This is a genomic window from Methylosinus sp. RM1 (assembly GCF_011378635.1).
In the GTDB taxonomy this organism is placed as follows: domain Bacteria; phylum Pseudomonadota; class Alphaproteobacteria; order Rhizobiales; family Beijerinckiaceae; genus Methylosinus; species Methylosinus sporium.
The window spans coordinates 135,110-150,822 of record NZ_WOVC01000009.1 but is presented as its reverse complement, the minus strand read 5'-3'; the positions used below and the strand labels follow the sequence as shown (position 1 = coordinate 150,822).

11 protein-coding genes are annotated in these 15,713 nt (G+C 68.1%); 7 read left to right on the top strand and 4 right to left on the bottom strand.

The genetic code is table 11. The features are described from left to right. Window positions 1–29: 29 nt before the first annotated feature. The 3 genes from FMZ75_RS08900 (at window position 30) to FMZ75_RS08890 (ending at window position 7,408) form a co-directional block, all read left to right on the top strand. Complete coding sequence (locus FMZ75_RS08900) at window positions 30–5,642, top strand: hypothetical protein (protein WP_166142277.1); 5,613 nt, start codon at window positions 30–32, stop codon at window positions 5,640–5,642. Between the two features lie 81 nt (window positions 5,643–5,723). Then, complete coding sequence (locus tag FMZ75_RS08895; RefSeq protein ID WP_166142275.1) at window positions 5,724–6,920, top strand: divergent polysaccharide deacetylase family protein; 1,197 nt, start codon at window positions 5,724–5,726, stop codon at window positions 6,918–6,920. Then, window positions 6,917–7,408 (top strand): RNA pyrophosphohydrolase, encoded by a 492-nt coding sequence (locus FMZ75_RS08890; RefSeq protein WP_166142273.1) that lies wholly within the window; start codon window positions 6,917–6,919, stop codon window positions 7,406–7,408. Before FMZ75_RS08895 ends, FMZ75_RS08890 begins: the two co-directional genes overlap by 4 nt. Here the strand turns inward: FMZ75_RS08890 and lipB are convergent. After that, window positions 7,390–8,133, bottom strand: coding sequence for a lipoyl(octanoyl) transferase LipB (lipB, locus tag FMZ75_RS08885; RefSeq protein ID WP_166142271.1), 744 nt, complete (start codon window positions 8,131–8,133; stop codon window positions 7,390–7,392). The genes FMZ75_RS08890 and lipB overlap by 19 nt on opposite strands. Between lipB and FMZ75_RS08880 the strand changes: the two genes are divergently transcribed. Both FMZ75_RS08880 and FMZ75_RS08875 read left to right on the top strand, forming a co-directional pair. Beyond that, window positions 8,132–8,509, top strand: coding sequence for a type II toxin-antitoxin system RelE/ParE family toxin (locus FMZ75_RS08880; protein ID WP_246728861.1), 378 nt, complete (start codon window positions 8,132–8,134; stop codon window positions 8,507–8,509). The two genes, lipB and FMZ75_RS08880, sit on opposite strands and share 2 nt — an antisense overlap. Next, window positions 8,443–8,823, top strand: coding sequence for a HigA family addiction module antitoxin (locus FMZ75_RS08875; protein WP_246728860.1), 381 nt, complete (start codon window positions 8,443–8,445; stop codon window positions 8,821–8,823). Before FMZ75_RS08880 ends, FMZ75_RS08875 begins: the two co-directional genes overlap by 67 nt. Before the next feature lie 31 nt (window positions 8,824–8,854). Here the strand turns inward: FMZ75_RS08875 and FMZ75_RS08870 are convergent, their stop codons facing one another. From FMZ75_RS08870 to FMZ75_RS08860, 3 genes are all read right to left on the bottom strand, one after another. After that, the gene (locus tag FMZ75_RS08870; RefSeq protein WP_166142267.1) at window positions 8,855–9,124 is read right to left on the bottom strand and encodes a hypothetical protein; all 270 of its coding nucleotides are present in this window, start codon (window positions 9,122–9,124) and stop codon (window positions 8,855–8,857) included. Window positions 9,125–9,213: 89 nt separating this feature from the next. Next, window positions 9,214–9,453, bottom strand: a complete 240-nt coding sequence (locus FMZ75_RS08865; protein ID WP_108915781.1) for a hypothetical protein — start codon at window positions 9,451–9,453, stop codon at window positions 9,214–9,216. A 134-nt stretch (window positions 9,454–9,587) separates the two neighbouring features. Then, on the bottom strand, window positions 9,588–9,797 hold the full coding sequence (locus FMZ75_RS08860) for a cold-shock protein (RefSeq protein WP_108915780.1): 210 nt from the start codon (window positions 9,795–9,797) through the stop codon (window positions 9,588–9,590). A 279-nt stretch (window positions 9,798–10,076) separates the two neighbouring features. Between FMZ75_RS08860 and FMZ75_RS08855 the strand changes: the two genes are divergently transcribed. Continuing rightward, window positions 10,077–11,834, top strand: a complete 1,758-nt coding sequence (locus tag FMZ75_RS08855; protein WP_166142265.1) for a glucan ABC transporter ATP-binding protein/ permease — start codon at window positions 10,077–10,079, stop codon at window positions 11,832–11,834. Window positions 11,835–12,067: 233 nt separating this feature from the next. Then, window positions 12,068–15,526, top strand: coding sequence for a chromosome segregation protein SMC (smc, locus tag FMZ75_RS08850; protein WP_166142263.1), 3,459 nt, complete (start codon window positions 12,068–12,070; stop codon window positions 15,524–15,526). Window positions 15,527–15,713 lie beyond the last annotated feature (187 nt).

Here is a 15,713-nt window from a genome sequence, read left to right as displayed (position 1 = left end):
CGGGAACAGGCGCGCGGAGCAGGGCTGTCATGACGTCGATCTACTCGTCATACACGACCGTGCAGATCGCCCGTCTCACGACGACTGTCATGAGCGAGCTCGAAACCTCGGACATCGAGGGATTCGACACGACGCAGATCGCCGTGCTGACGGCGACGCAGCTCAATTCTATGCAGACCAGCACTCTGCAGGCGTTGGTGACGACGCAGGTCGCCTCGCTGTCGCGCGGCGCGATCGCGCAGCTCGATCTGTCGCAATTCGAGGCGCTCGCCGAAAGCGACTTCGACTCCTTCACGACGACGCAACTCTCCGCGCTCACCAAAACGGAGCTCAATGCGCTCGACGCGACCGAGATCGGCAGTCTCGACACGACGCGGTTGCAGGCGCTGACCGCGGCGCAGATCGCCGGCCTCTCGACGACGGAGCTCGCCAATCTCTCCACGACGCAGATCGGGAGCTTCAGCTCGACGCAGGTGCGCAGCCTCACTGCGACGCAGCTCGACGCGCTGAGCCTCGATCAGATCGTCGCGCTGCAAGTGACCAGCCTGACCGCGGCGCAGGTGCGGTCGCTGAATGCGACGGATGTCGACAGTCTCTCCGCGACGCAGATCTCCTCCCTCTCTTCGACGCAGATCGGCGCGCTGACGACGACGGCCTTCGACAGCCTCTCGCAAACGACGATCGAATCTTTGACGACGACGCAGATCGCCGGCGTGGCGGCGACGCAGATCGCGGCGCTGACGACGACCGACCTCGCCGAATTCACCACGACGCAGCTCGCCGCTCTGACCGCGACACAGACTCGCGCGCTCACGACGACGCAGCTCTCGGCCATGACCCCCACCGAGATTCAGGCGCTGTCGGTCGCGAATTTCTCCAATGCGCAGATCGCCGGGCTCGGCCCCGCCGCGTTCGGAAATCTCTCGGACACGCAATTTTCGGCGCTCACCTCCTCGCAAATCGCTGTTATCTCCACGACGACGCTGAACAGCCTCTCGGAGACGCGGCTCGGCGCGCTCACCACGACGCAATTCCGCGGCCTCTCCGCCGCGCAGGTCGCCGGCCTCTCCGACACGACGCTCGCCGAGCTGACGACGACGCGGCTCGCCGATCTCACGACGACGCAGACGCGCGGCCTGACGGCGACGCAGCTCGCGAATCTCTCGGCGACGGCGCTGCGATCGCTCGACATCGCCGAATTCTCGGCGGCGCAATTTTCCGCGATGAGCGCGACGACTTTCGCCGATTTCTCCGAGACGCAATTCTCGGAGATGTCCGCGACGCAGTTCCGCGCGCTCACCACCACGCTGCTGAACGCTCTCTCCTCGACCTTCGTCGCGAGCCTGACGACGACGCAGGTCGATTGGCTCGGCGCCGCGCAGATCGCCGGCCTCACCACGACGCAGCTCGGCAATCTGACGACGACACAGCTGTCGGCGCTCGTGATAACACAGTCGCGCAGCCTGACGACGACGCAGCTCCTCTCCTTGACGACGACGGCGGTCGAGGCGCTCCCCATCGCCAATCTCACCGCCGCGCAGATCGCCGCGCTCGTCTCGAGCAGCGCCGGCGGATTGAGCAGCGCGCAGGTCGCCGCGCTCGCCTCCACGCAGATCGCAGCGCTCACCACCACTTTCCTCAATCAGCTGACCACGGCCGAGCTGCAGAATCTCACGACGACGCAGGCGGCGGCGCTCACTGCGGCGCAGATCGGCGGACTGTCCTCGCAAGCCATCGACCGGCTGACGACGACGCAGCTCTCCGCGCTCACCACGACGCAGGCGCGCGGGCTGACGACGACACAGCTCGACAATATGACGACGACGGAGATTCAGGCGCTGACGATCACGCGGCTCGCCGCGGCGCAGATCGCCGGCCTCGGCGCGACGGCTTTCGCCAATCTCTCCGTCGACCAGCTCTCCGGCCTCACTTCGGCGCAGATCGCCGCGATGACGACGACGCAGCTCGACGCTTTCGGCGCGACGCAGATCGCCGGCTTGACGACGACGCAGATCGCCGGCCTCACCTCGAGCGAGCTCAATTCTTTCGACGCCAGCCAGATCGCCGCGCTGAGCGCGACGCAGATCGCGGCCATGTCCTCGCGCGCCTTCGCCGGCCTCGTCGACACGCAGGTCGCCGCGATGACGGTGACGCAGATCGCGGCGATGACCTCCACGCAATTCGCCGCCATCACCTCGACCGGCGCCTCGGGCCTCACCAGCGACCAGCTCGCCGCGCTGACGACGTCGCAGATCGCGGCCTTCAGCGCCGTGCAGATGCGCGCGCTCGCCGAGACGCAGATCAATGTTCTGAGCTCGGTTCAGCTCGCCGCATTGACGACGACAGAAGTCGCGGCCCTCACCGCGACTCAGGCTTCGGCTCTGACTCCGTCGCAGATCGACGCGCTGACGACGACGCAGATCGCCGCGCTCTCCGCGATCGCGATCGGCGGTCTCGCGGAGAGCCAGATCGGCGAATTGTCGAGCGCGCAATTGAAGGCGCTGACCTCCACGCAGTTGCACGCGCTCGGCGATACGCAGGTCTCCGCATTGCTTCCCGCGCAGCTCGGCGTTCTCGCTGCGACGCAGATCGCCGCTCTGTCGGTGACGGGATTTGCGGGCTTGTCCGCAGACGATGTCGCGAGCCTCACCACGAGTCAGATCGGCGCGCTCACCGCGACGCTGACCGGGGCTTTGTCGGATGCTCAGATCGCCGCGCTCGGCGAGTCGCAGATCGCGGCTCTGAGCCGCGACGGCGCCGCGGGCCTCGGCGCCGCGCAGATCGCCGCGCTGACATGGACGCAGATTTCCGCCTTGCAGACGACGCAGATCGCCGCTCTGTCGACGACCGCGGTCGCCGCCCTGTCGACGAGCCAGGCGGCCAGCCTCGCCGCGACGCAGATCGCCGCGCTCGTCACCACGCAGATGCGCGCTCTGAACGATGCGCAGATCGCGGCTCTGCAGCCGCTCCAAATCTACGCGCTCCAGAAGACGCAGATCGCCGCGCTCTCCACGACCGCAATCGGCGGACTGACGGCGACGGAAATCTCCGAGCTCGCGACCACGCAGCTCGCCGCTCTCACCGCGGGGCAGATGAGCGCGCTGGTCGACACGCAGATCGCGGCGCTCGATCTGACGCAGATCGGCGCCTTCTCGTCGACGCAGCTCAGGGGCCTCTCCTCCGATTCGGTGGCGAGCCTCTCGACCGGCGTCATAGAGGCTCTCACCACGACACAGCTGCGCGGCCTCGCCAGCACGCAGCTCGCCGCGCTGACGACGTCCCAGCTCGGCGCGCTTTCGACGACGCAATTGACGGCGGTGACGACGACGGCGCTCGCCGGCCTCACCGATCTTCAGGCGGCGGCGCTCTCGACGACGCAGATCGCCGCGCTCACCACCACGCAGATCGGAGGGCTCGCCACGACCGCCGTCGCGGCGCTCACCACTCTCGAGATCGCGGCGCTCGCCACGACGCAAATCGGCGCGCTGACTTCGACGCAGGCCGGCGCGCTCACGGCGACGCAGATTTCCGCCTTCAGCCTCGATCAGCTCGCGCGGCTCACATCGACGCAGCTCTCCGGCCTGTCGACGACGGCGATCGCCGGCCTCACTCTGACCGAATTGCAGGCGCTGACGACGACGCAGCTGCGCGGCCTCACCGCGGCGCTGGTCGGCGCGCTGACCACGACGGAGCTCGCCGCGCTGGCGACGACGCAGATCGCCGCGCTCACCACGCTCGAGCTGCAAGGCCTCACGCAGACGCAGGCGGCGGCGCTCGCCGGAACGCAATTCGACGCGCTCGCCGCCACGCAGATTTCGGCGCTCTCCACCTCCGCGATCAGCGGCCTGACGACGACGCAGCTCCAGGCTCTGAACGCCACGCAATTCGGCGCGCTGGCGGCCACGCAGATTTCCGCGCTGACCAGCGCGCAGCTCGCCTCGCTGACGACGACGCAGGTCGGCGCGCTCACCGCGACGCAGGCGCGCGGGCTGACCTCCACCGAAGTTTCGCAGCTCGACGCCACGCGCCTCGGCGCGCTCACGACGACGACGATCAAATATCTGACGGCCGCGGCGATCGCCGGCCTCACCGCGACGCAGATCGGATTGCTGACCACGACGCAGCTCGCCAGCGTCACTGCGACGCAGATCGCCGCCCTCTCGACGACCGCGATCGCGGGGCTGAGCAGCGACGAGATCGGCGCGCTGACGACGACGCAGTTCCGCAGCTTCTCCTCCACCGGAATGGCGGCGCTGACGACGACGCAGGTGCTGGCGCTCACATCGGCGCAGATCGGCCTCTTGACCAGCACGCAGATCGGCGGCCTCGCCGCGACGCAAGTGGCGGCGCTGGCGTCGACGCAGCTCGCGCTGCTGAATGCGACGCAGATCGCCGCGCTGTCGACGACGGGCGTCGGCGGGCTGACGCAGACGCAGCTCGGCGCGTTGAGCTCCATGCAATTCGCGGCGCTGACCGCCGCGCAGATCGGCGCATTGTCGACGACCGGAATCGGCGGGCTGACGACGACGGAGCTCGGCGCGCTGTCGACGACGCAATTGCAGAGCTTTTCCTCCACCGAGATCGGCGCGCTCTCGACCACGCAGCTCGCCGCGCTCACCACGACGCAGCTGAAGCTGCTGACCGCGCAGGAAATTTATGGTCTGACCGCCGCGCAGGTCGCCTCGCTCGGCACGGAGCGTTTGACAGCGCTGAGCGCGGCGCAAATCTCCTATCTTTCGACGACCGGCGTCTCGGGTCTCGGTCAGACGCAGATCGCCGCTCTCGCCGACACGCAATCGGCCGCGCTCTCGGCGGATCAGATCGGCGCCCTGTCGCCGTCCGCCGTGGCGGGGCTCAGCACCACAGAAATCGCTTCGCTCACCTCGACGCAATTCGCGAGCCTCTCGGCTTCCGCCATTGCGGCGCTGACATCGTCGCAATTTGCGAGCCTCACCTCGACGCTGATCGCGCTGCTCTCGGCGACCGAGCTCGGCGGTCTCACCGCGACGCAGGCGGCCTCGCTCACCACGACGCAGCTCTCGGCTTTGAGCGCGACGCAGATCGGCGCCGTCTCCTCGGATGGAATCTCCGGCCTCTCTGTGTCGCAGATCGCCAATCTGACGACGACGCAATTCGCGGGGCTGCAAGCCACGCAATTTTCGGCGCTGACGACGACGCAGATGCAGGCGGTGACGACGACCGAGATAGCGGCGCTGACCGACGACCAGCTCGGCGGCCTGCTGCGCCCGCAATTGCGCGCGCTGACGACGACGCAGGTCGGCGCGCTCACCACCACGCAAATCTCGTCGCTGGCGACGACGCAGATCGTCAATCTCACCACCACCGAGCTCGGCGCTCTCTCGCCGACGCAATTCGATGCGCTGACCTCCACGCAGATCGGCGCGCTCACCACGCAGCAGCTCGGCAATCTCGACGGCGCGGTCATCGCGTCGTTCGATGCGCGTCAGCTCGCCGGATTGACGACGACGCAAGTCGGCGCGCTGACGGCGACCGCCATCGCCGCATTGACGACGACAGAGCTCCTGGCGCTCAACGGCAATCAGATCGCCGCCTTCACCACGACTCAGATCGCCGGCATGACCACGCAGCAGCAGGCGGCGCTGGCGCAGGCGGTTTCGTGAGCCGGCGCGGGTTCGACGCATTGATGAATGATCGAGGCGCCGGGAATCGCGCCTCGCCGCAATAGGGAGCCGCTGCGGGCCATGACCGACGAATTGAACGCGCCATTGGGCTTGAACGCGGCGCCGGAACCGCGCCCCGCGCCGCGCCGGCGCGGGCGGGCCGTCGTTTTCGCCGCGGCGCTGCTCGGCGGCGCTTGTCTCGCCGCCTTCGCGCCGACGATGCGCGACCCGCAGGCCGGCCGGCCCGTCGCCGTCGCGCGCATAGAGACGGTCGAGCCGCCGGCGCCGGCGAGCGCTCCCGCGGAACATGCCGCCACAGAATCCGACAAGCGCGCGGATGAAATCGCCGACATAGAGAAGCGCTCCGGCGTCAAGATCACGCGCATCGGCGGCGCCGAGGCGCCCGGCGCTCTCGTGATAAGGCTCGACGAGCAGCATACGGCGCTCGCGCCCGCGCCCGACACGCGCGTGATGGAAAAGGGCCGCCACGGCCCGCTGCCCAAGATCGGCGCCGGCAGCGAAAAGCCGATGGAAATCTACGCCCGCCCCGCCGCCATCAGCGCGCGTCTGCCGGCCGGCGCGCCACGCGTGGCGCTCGTCGTCGGCGGCGTCGGGCTCAATGCGCAGCTCACGGCGAGCGCCATCGACGAATTGCCGGGCGCCGTCACGCTGGCGCTCGCGCCCTATGGCGCCGATCCCGAGAGCGTCGCGGCGAAGGCGCGCGACCGCGGTCACGAGATTTTGCTGCAGGCGCCGATGGAGCCCTACGATTATCCACGCGAAAATCCCGGGCCGCACACGCTGCTGACGACGCGCGGCGCCGGGCTCGACGATCTGCGCTGGCTGATGAGCCGATTTTCCGGCTATATCGGCGTCGTGAACTATCTCGGCGCGCAATTCACCGCCGACGAGACGGCGCTGACGCCGACGCTCACGGACATAGCCGGGCGCGGGCTGCTCTTTCTCGACGACGGCACCTCGCCGCGCTCGCTGGTCGCGAGCCTGGCGCCGCGCCTCGCCTTGACGGCGGCGCGGGCGGATGTGGCGATCGACGCGGGCGCTTCTGGCGAGGCTGTGGAGAAGGCCTTGACGCAGATCGAGGCCGTAGCGCGCCGTAATGGTCAGGCGATCATCGTCGCCGGCGCGCTGCCGCGGACGATGGCGCGCCTCGCGCGTTTCGCGCGTGAGCTCGAGCGCAAGGGAATAGCGCTCGTCCCGCTGAGCGCGCTAGCGTCGCGGGTCGAGGACAAAGAGGCGAGAGCCGGAAAGTGGAAATGAGCGAGCTGGCCTACAGACCCTGCGTCGGCGTCATGCTGATCAACGCGCGCGGCCACGTCTTCGTCGGCCGCCGCGTCGGCAAGGACGATCCGCCGCTTCTCCAGCAATTCGTGTGGCAGATGCCGCAGGGCGGCATAGACGAAGGCGAGGAGCCACTCGCCGCGGCGCTGCGCGAATTGCGCGAGGAGACCAATGTGACCAGCGTCTCCGTCCTCGCCGAGAGCGCGGATTGGTATAGCTACGATCTTCCGCCGGAAGCGAACAAGCGCCGCAAATATCGTGGCCAGACGCAGAAATGGTTCGCGCTGCGCTTCACTGGCGACGAGGCCGAGATCGATGTGGAGCGCCCAGACGGCGGACGCCATACGGCGGAATTCGACGCTTGGCGCTGGGAGCGCGCGGCGCTATTGCCGCAACTGATCGTGCCCTTCAAGCGCGACGTCTATGAGCGCGTGGTGCGCGATTTCGCTCATCTCTCGGGAGACTGAGGCGCCGTCGTCGCTCCGAAAATCGGCTCGAAGGCGCGGCGCAAAGCCGCGTCCACCGTCGCCATATCGGAGACCTCGCCGAGATCGGCGAGGCTCGTCACGCCGAGATGCGATTGCCGCACGCCGCAAGGCGCTATGCCGGAAAAATGCGTGAGATCCGGCGCGACATTCAGCGCCAATCCATGGAAAGTGGTCCAGCGCCGCACGCGCACGCCGATCGCGGCGATCTTGTCCTCGGCCGGCTCGCCGAAGAGGCCCGCCGGCTTGTCCGGCCGGCGCGTCCACACGCCGACGCGATCCTCGCGCCGCTCGCCGGCGACGCCGAGCGAAGCGAGCGTTTCGATGAGCCAGGCCTCGAGCCCCGCCACATAGGCGCGCAGATCGCGCTTGCGCCGCGTCAGATCCAGCATCACATAGGCGACGCGCTGTCCCGGCCCATGATAGGTGAATTGCCCGCCGCGCCCGCTGCGATGCACGGGAAAACGCGCATCGAGGAGATCGGCCTCCTTGGCCGAAGTTCCGGCGGTATAGACGGGCGGATGCTCGATGAGCCAGACGCGCTCGTGAGCCGCGCCCTCGGCGATGCGCTCGACGCGCGATTCCATCTCGGCGACGGCGGCCTCATAGGCCACGAGGCCGGGGGTCACGACCCATTCCACCGGCGGCGAGCCGGGCCGGGGGAGAAGGGAAAGGGCGCAATCGTCGCGGGTGAGCGGGGCGGTCATGGCGGGAATCTATCGCGCGCCGCGGCGATGCTCCAGCGGCGCGGCGCGAAAAACACTTGCGATATGTACGGTTACGCCGTACATTAATTCGATGAACCTTCGCACGATCAAGCACCGAGGCCTGAGGCGCTTCATCGAGAGCGACGACCCGAGGGAGCTGCGTCCCGATCTGGTGAACCGAACGCGCAACATTCTCGCCGCGCTCGTCGCCGCGACGAATATGGAGGGCCTGCAAGGCCCGCCGGGCTGGCGGATACATCAACTTTCCGGGGACAGGGCCGGAACCTGGAGCATTTCCGTTTCCGGCAATTGGCGCATTACGTTCGAACTCGACGGCGGCGAAATCACCAACCTCGACTTGGAGGATTATCACTGATGACCGACGCGCCTGTGACCATAGGCATGAGGCCGCCGCATCCTGGCGTTTTCATCCGCGAGGAGGTTCTCGAGCCTCTCGATCTCTCGGTCGCGCAGGCCGCCGATGCGCTGGGCGTGCGCCGCGCCACTTTGTCCGACCTCGTGAACGGCAAAGCGGCTTTATCGCCGGAAATGGCGCTGCGCATAGAGAAGGCGTTCGGAATGAGCATGGACACTCTGTTGAAGATGCAGGCGTGGTTCGACGCCTGCGCCATGCGCGACCGCTCCGACCAGATCGCCGTGAAGCGGTTTGTCCCGAAAGCCTCTGCGTAAAGGTGAAACGGCTCGCTTCACGTCGCGGAATTTATTTTTTCGAGTCGATCCGTCGTGGCAGCGGAAATTCCGCGCTTTCATATAATCCGCGAATCGCCGCGCCGGAATATGTCGCCTCCGCCACTTCGAGCGAGCAGCTTCCCAGCATGGCGGGAGGCATGTCCTCCACGGCGTAGCGAATCGCCTCCGCAGCCTGGGCGAAGCGCCGGAATTGGACGGAGTTCTGATAGGATCTCGACCGTTTGGCGAGAGTCTTGGACGAGAAAAGGCCGGCTTCCATGCCGTAATCGAATGCGCTCATCGCTCTTCTCCCTGTCGTCCGCGCTTTTCGGCGCGAAATCGATCACGGCGCCGCTGCGCGGCCTGTGTGGGACGAGACGAAGCGAGAAACTACCAGGCGAATTCCATTCCCGCTTCCGTCACGACACGTTCGAGACCGTCCCGGTCTCCTTTGATGACATATTGGAATCCCGCGCCGCTGTCGGGCAGCAGGCGCATGATCCGGAATGTCTCTTTTTCCGATCGCGCGCCGATGCGGTGATAGATTTGCGCGCCGAGACGAAACTTATGCGTCGGCGCCTCTTTGCGAAGCCGCTGATGGCGGGAGAGCTCATTCGAATGCGCGCTCATAATGTCGGGCCCTTTCGGATGGAGTGCGACGCGCCGATCCTTTGAGGAACGACGCGCCTCCACCGGGGGAGAAGGCCCCGCGCTCGCCGCCGGTACATCCGCGGTCGGCGCGCAGGGCCTGATCGCTTAAAAGGTCAGTCGACCTTCAGCTGATCCGCCGATGATTTGCCGCTGCGCCGGTCGACGACGATCTCATAGGAGAGCTTCTGGCCCTCGGCGAGGCCGGGCAGGCCCGCGCGCTCGACGGCGCTGATATGAACGAAGACGTCGGCTCCGCCGGCCTCCGGCTGAATGAAGCCGAAACCCTTTTGCGCATTGAACCATTTCACTATGCCGGTCTGCATGACTTGTCCTTTCGAAGAACAGGGGGATTTGGGGCGTTCGCGACATGCGACGCCTCACGTGATCGATGTTCTGGAGAGGAAGTCATAATGCCCGGGGCGCCGTTAGGCGCGAAGCAGGAGTCGACCGGCCGAAAACTCGATAGAACCTATGTGGGCCATATGGGCGGATAATACAAGCGTGGCTGGCGAGAATTCGCGAAGCTCTCGTCTCGCGCGACCTTGCGCTCCCCGGCCCGCCCGCTATAGACCGCGCCATCGCCTCTCCCATTTAGTTGTCTCATGTCCGTGCTCTCCGTCTATCTCCGTGTCCTCGCGCAGCTGAAGCCGCAGAAACGTCTCGCGGCGATCCTCGTCGCCGCCAATCTCGCCGTGGCCATCGCGCAATTCGCCGAGCCCATGCTGTTCGGCCGCGTCATCGACGTGCTCACGCGCGCGCAGGCGGCCGGCGTCAAGCTCGCCTGGGGCGATCTCGTGCCGCTGCTCGCGGCCTGGGCCGGCTTCGGCCTCTTCTCAATCGCCGCCTCTGTGCTGGTCGCGCTCCATGCCGACCGCCTCGCGCATAGGAGCCGGCTCGCGGTGATGGCCGCTTATTTCGAGCATGTGCTCGATCTGCCGTCGAGCTTTCACGCCGGCGCGCATTCCGGCCGGCTGCTGAAGGTGATGCTGGAGGGCGCCTCCGGCATGGCGGGGCTGTGGCTCTCCTTCTTCCGCGAGAATTGCGCCTCCTTCGTCGCACTCTTCGTGCTGCTGCCGGCGACGCTCTTCGTCAATTGGCGGCTCGCTCTGCCGCTCATCCTTCTCGTCATCGTCTTCGGCGCGCTCACCTCTTTTGTCCTGCGCCGCACCGAGCAATTGCAGAGCAAGGTGGAGCGTCATCATTCGTCGCTCGCCGAGCACGCCTCCGACGCTTTGGGCAATGTCGCCGTGGTGCAGAGCTTCACGCGCATAGAGAGCGAGACCAATGCGCTGCGGCGGATCATCGACGAATTGCTCGCCGCGCAAATTCCGGTGCTGTCTTGGTGGGCGCTCGCCGCAGTGGCGAGCCGCGCCTCGGCGACGCTCACCCTGCTCGTCATCTTTCTGCTCGGCGCATGGCTGCATTTGCAAGGCCTCGCCTCCATCGGCGAGATCGTCGCCTTCATGAGCTTCGCGACCATGCTCATCGGCCGGCTCGAGCAAATGGTCGGCTTCCTCAATGTGCTGTTTCTGCTCGCGCCGAAAATCGCGGAATTCTTCTCTATCCTCGACACGCGCCCGACGGTCGCCGATCGCGAGGATGCGCGCGATCTCGGCCGGCTCGAGGGCGAAGTCGCCTTCGAGAAGGTGAGCTTTTCTTATGGCGGCGAGCGTCTCGCGCTGCGCGACGTCTCCTTCTCGGCGCGGCAGGGCGAGACCATCGCGCTGGTCGGCGCGACGGGCTCCGGCAAATCGACGACGCTCGGTCTCTTGCATCGCGTCTTCGATCCCGCGCAAGGCCGCGTGACGATCGACGGGGTCGACATTCGCGACATGACGCTGACCTCGCTCCGCCGCAACATCGGCGTCGTGTTTCAGGAGCCCATGCTGTTCGCACGCTCGATCGAGGAGAATCTGCGCGTCGGCAAGCCGGATGCGAACGAAGAAGAGATCGCCCGCGCGGTGGAGCTGGCGCAGGCGCGCGATCTCGTCGCGCGGCAGAGCGAGGGGCTTTCGACGATGGTCGGCGAGCGCGGCCGCACGCTGTCGGGCGGCGAGCGGCAGCGCCTCTCCATCGCGCGCGCGCTGCTGAAGGACCCGCCGATCATGATCTTCGACGAAGCGACCAGCGCGCTGGACGCGACCACCGAGCGGCAATTGCAGCAGGCGCTGGAGGCGGCGACCGCGGGCCGCACCACTTTCATCATCGCGCATCGTCTGGCGACGGTGCGCCATGCCGATCGCATTCTCGTGCTGGATCGCGGCGAGATCGTCGAGAGTGGGACATTCGACGAGCTGGTGGCGAAACGCGGGCTGTTCGCCGATCTCGCCAAGGCGCAGTTCATCACCGCGGGGGCGTGATCGCCTCCTCTCCCACCCTCGCCCTCATGCTGAGGAGGCCGCGAAGCGGCCGTCTCGACGCACGAGGGCGAGCTCCAGAAGGCGGCGCATGAAGCTTCCCTCGTCCTTCGAGACGCGGCCGCTCCTCAGGACGAGGGAAGCTCCACCCGATCGCTCGCCGGGAGGCCCCGCCTCCACAACATATCGCGGCCCTGTTCTTGCTTTCCCCGCTATTTTGTGGCGCTCTTGCCGCCATGAAATTCCAGCGGCTCCGTCTCCTCGGCTTCAAGAGCTTCTGCGAGGCCACAGATTTTCTGATCGAGCCCGGCCTGACCGGCGTCGTCGGGCCGAACGGCTGCGGCAAGTCCAATCTCGTCGAGGCCCTGCGCTGGGTCATGGGCGAGAACTCCTATAAGAACATGCGCGGCTCGGGGATGGATGACGTCATCTTCTCCGGCGGCGGCTCGCGCCCGGCCCGCAATGTCGCCGAGGTCGGCCTCGTGCTGGACAATAGCTCCCGCACCGCCCCGGCCGCCTTCAACGACGCCGAGACGCTGGAAGTCACTCGCCGCATCGAGCGCGAGGCCGGCTCCACCTATAGGATCAACGGCCGCGAGGTGCGCGCCAAGGATGTGCAGCTGCTCTTCGCCGACGCCGCTACCGGCGCGCGCTCGCCGGCGCTGGTGCGCCAGGGGCAGATCGGCGAGATTATCTCGGCCAAGCCGCAGGCGCGCCGCCGCATTTTGGAGGACGCCGCCGGCGTCGCCGGCCTGCATTCCCGCCGGCACGAGGCGGAGCTGCGGCTGACCGCCGCCGCCGAGAATCTCACCCGCCTCGAGGATGTGCTGAAACAGGTGGACGGCCAGACCGAGAGCCTGCGCCGCCAAGCGCGGCAGGCGCAGCGCTATCGCGCCGTGGCGGCGGAAATCCGCAAGAATGAGGCGCTCGCGGCCTATATCGCGCATCGCCAGGCCAGCGAGCAGCTGAAGCTCGCCGAGCGCAAGCTGGAAGAAGATACAAAGCTCGTCGAGGAGCGCACGTTGCAGCAGGCCGAGGCCGCGCGGCTACAGGCGATCGCCGCCTTCGAGCTGCCCAAGCTCCGCGACAAGGAGGCCGAGGCCGGCGCGGCGCTGCATCGGCTGATCATGGCCCGCGACGCGCTGGACGGCGAGGAGAAACGCGCGAAGGAGCGCATCGCCGAGCTGACCCGCCACGCCGAGCAATTCGCCCGCGACGTCGAGCGCGAGCGCGCGCTGATCGACGACGCCGCGGAAGTGACACAGCGGCTCGAGGACGAGCGCGGCGAGCTGGCCGAGCAGGACGCGATCGGCGCCGAGCGCGAAGCGGAAGCGCGCGAGCGTCTCGCCGAGATAGAGGAAGCGCTGGCCCGCACGGAGGCCGAGCTCTCCGAGGCGCAGCAATCGCTGGCGGGCGTCAACGCCCAGCGTGGCGCGCTGGAGGCGGCGCTGCGCGAGGAGACGCAGCGCGTCTCGCGTTTCGAGGCGGAGCTGACCCGCGTCGAGACCGAATTCGCGCTGATCGCCGGCCAGGGCGGCGCGGCGGAAGAAGTGGAGCGCCTCGCCGAATCGCTGGAAATGGCGAACGAGCAGGCGCGCGAAGCCGACGAGACCGCGCTGATGGCCGAAGAGGCGGCGATCGAGGCGCGCGAGGCGGAGAGCCTGTCGCGCCAGCCGCTGGCCGAGGCCGAGAAGCGCGCCGGCCGGCTCGAGACCGAGGCGCGCACGCTGGAGAAGCTGCTGGAATCGGGCGGCGGCGACCTCTGGGCGCCGATCGTCGAGAGCGTCACGGTCGAGAAGGGCTATGAGACCGCGCTCGGCGCCGCGCTCGGCGACGATCTCGACGCCTCCATCGAGACCTCCGCTCCGGCCCATTGGGCGCTCACCTCCGGCGCCGGCGATCCCGCTCTGCCGCCGGGCGTGCGCACGCTCGCCGAGATGGTGCAGGCGCCGCCAGCGCTGGCCCGCCGCCTCGCGCAGATCGGCGTCGTGCTGCGCAGCGAGGGCGCAGCATTGCGCACGCTGTTGAAGCCCGGCCAGCGCCTCGTCTCCAAGGAGGGCGACCTCTGGCGCTGGGACGGATTCACCCAGGCCGCCGAGGCGCCGACGCCGGCTGCCCGCCGCCTCGCTGAGAAGAATCGCCTCGCCGACCTTCGCCTCGAGGCCGCCGCCGCCCGCGAGGCCGCAGACGCGCTCGCCGACGAGGCGCAGACGGCGCAGGAGCAGGCGCGCGCCGCCGCCCTCGCCGAAAGCGCCGCCCGCGAAGGGCAACGCCGCGCCCGCGCCGCGCTGGAAGAAGCGCGCGAGCGCCATGTCGTGGCGGAGCGCCGGCTCGGCCAGATCGCCCAGCGTCTCTCGGCGCTCGAGGAGGCCAAGGCGCAAATCCTCGCCAATCGCGACGAGGCGGCGATGAAGCGCGAGAGCGCCGCGCGCGCGCTGGACGATTTGGACGAGCCCGCCTCGCTCGCCGGCGCGGTGGAGCATGTGCGCTCCCGCGCCGCCGCCGAGCGCGCTCAGGCCGGCGAGGCGCGCGCCGCGCTCACCTCGCTGCGCCATCAGGCCGAGACGCGCGCCGCCCGCAAATCGGCGATCCTGCGCGAGAACGCCTCCTGGATGGAGCGGCGCGACCGCGCGCAGGACCGCATCGCCGAATTGGAGCGCCGCCTCGAGGATTCGCGTGACGAGCAGGAGCGGCTGATCGACTCGCCGGAGACCTTCCTGCTCCAGCGCCGCAATCTTCTCTCGGCGATCGAGGAGGCCGAGGCCGCCCGCCGCGCCGCCGCCGATGCGCGCACGACCGGCGAGACCGCGCAGGCGGAATCCGATCGCGCCGCCCGCATGGCGCTGGAGGCGATGAGCGCCGCGCGCGAGGAGAAGGCCCGCAGCGAGGCGCAGCTCGAGGCCGCGCGCCGCCGCTCGGCCGATGTCGAGCACGCCATCGCCATGGAATTGGAGAGCGAGGAGCATTCGCTCGCCGAGCTCGCCGGCGTCACCGGCGAGGAGACACAGCTCCCCTCCATCCCCGATATCGAGCGCAGACTGGAAGGGCTGAAGGCGGATCGCGAAAGATTGGGCGCGGTGAATCTGCGCGCAGAGGAGGAGCTCGGCGAGATCGAGACGCAACGCGACAAGATGATGGCCGAGCGCGAAGACCTCGCCGAGGCGATCAAGAAATTGCGCGGCGCCATCGCCAGCCTCAATAAGGAGGGCCGCGAGCGCCTGCTCGTCGCCTTCGAGCAGGTGAACGCGCATTTCAAGGAGCTGTTCAGCCTGCTGTTCGGCGGCGGCACGGCGGAATTGCAGCTCATCGAGAGCGACGATCCTCTGGAGGCCGGCCTCGACATTCTCGCCCGCCCGCCTGGCAAGAAGCCGCAGACGATGACGCTGCTCTCCGGCGGCGAGCAGGCGCTGACCGCAATGTCGCTGATCTTCGCGGTCTTCCTCACCAATCCGTCGCCGATCTGCGTGCTCGACGAGGTGGACGCGCCGCTCGACGATTACAATGTCGAGCGCTTCTGCGCCCTGCTCGAGGATATGCGCAAGAAGACCGACACGCGCTTCGTCGCCATCACGCACAACCCGATCACAATGGCGCGCATGGATCGTCTGTTCGGCGTGACGCAGGCGGAGCGCGGCATTTCGCAGCTCGTCTCCGTCGATCTCGAGCAGGCCGAGAGATACGCGCAGGCGGTCTGAGGGCGCGGCCAAAGGAGCGTGCGCACCCTCCCCTTTAGGGGGAGGGTCGGACCGCGAAGCGGTCCGGGGTGGGGTTCCCCGGCCAAGAATCGGGGGTCACCCCCTCCCGAGCGCCTGCGGCGCTCGACCTCCCCCCTCGAGGGGGAGGTGGAAACGCCTTTCCGGGCGCCGCTTCTCGTTCGCACGC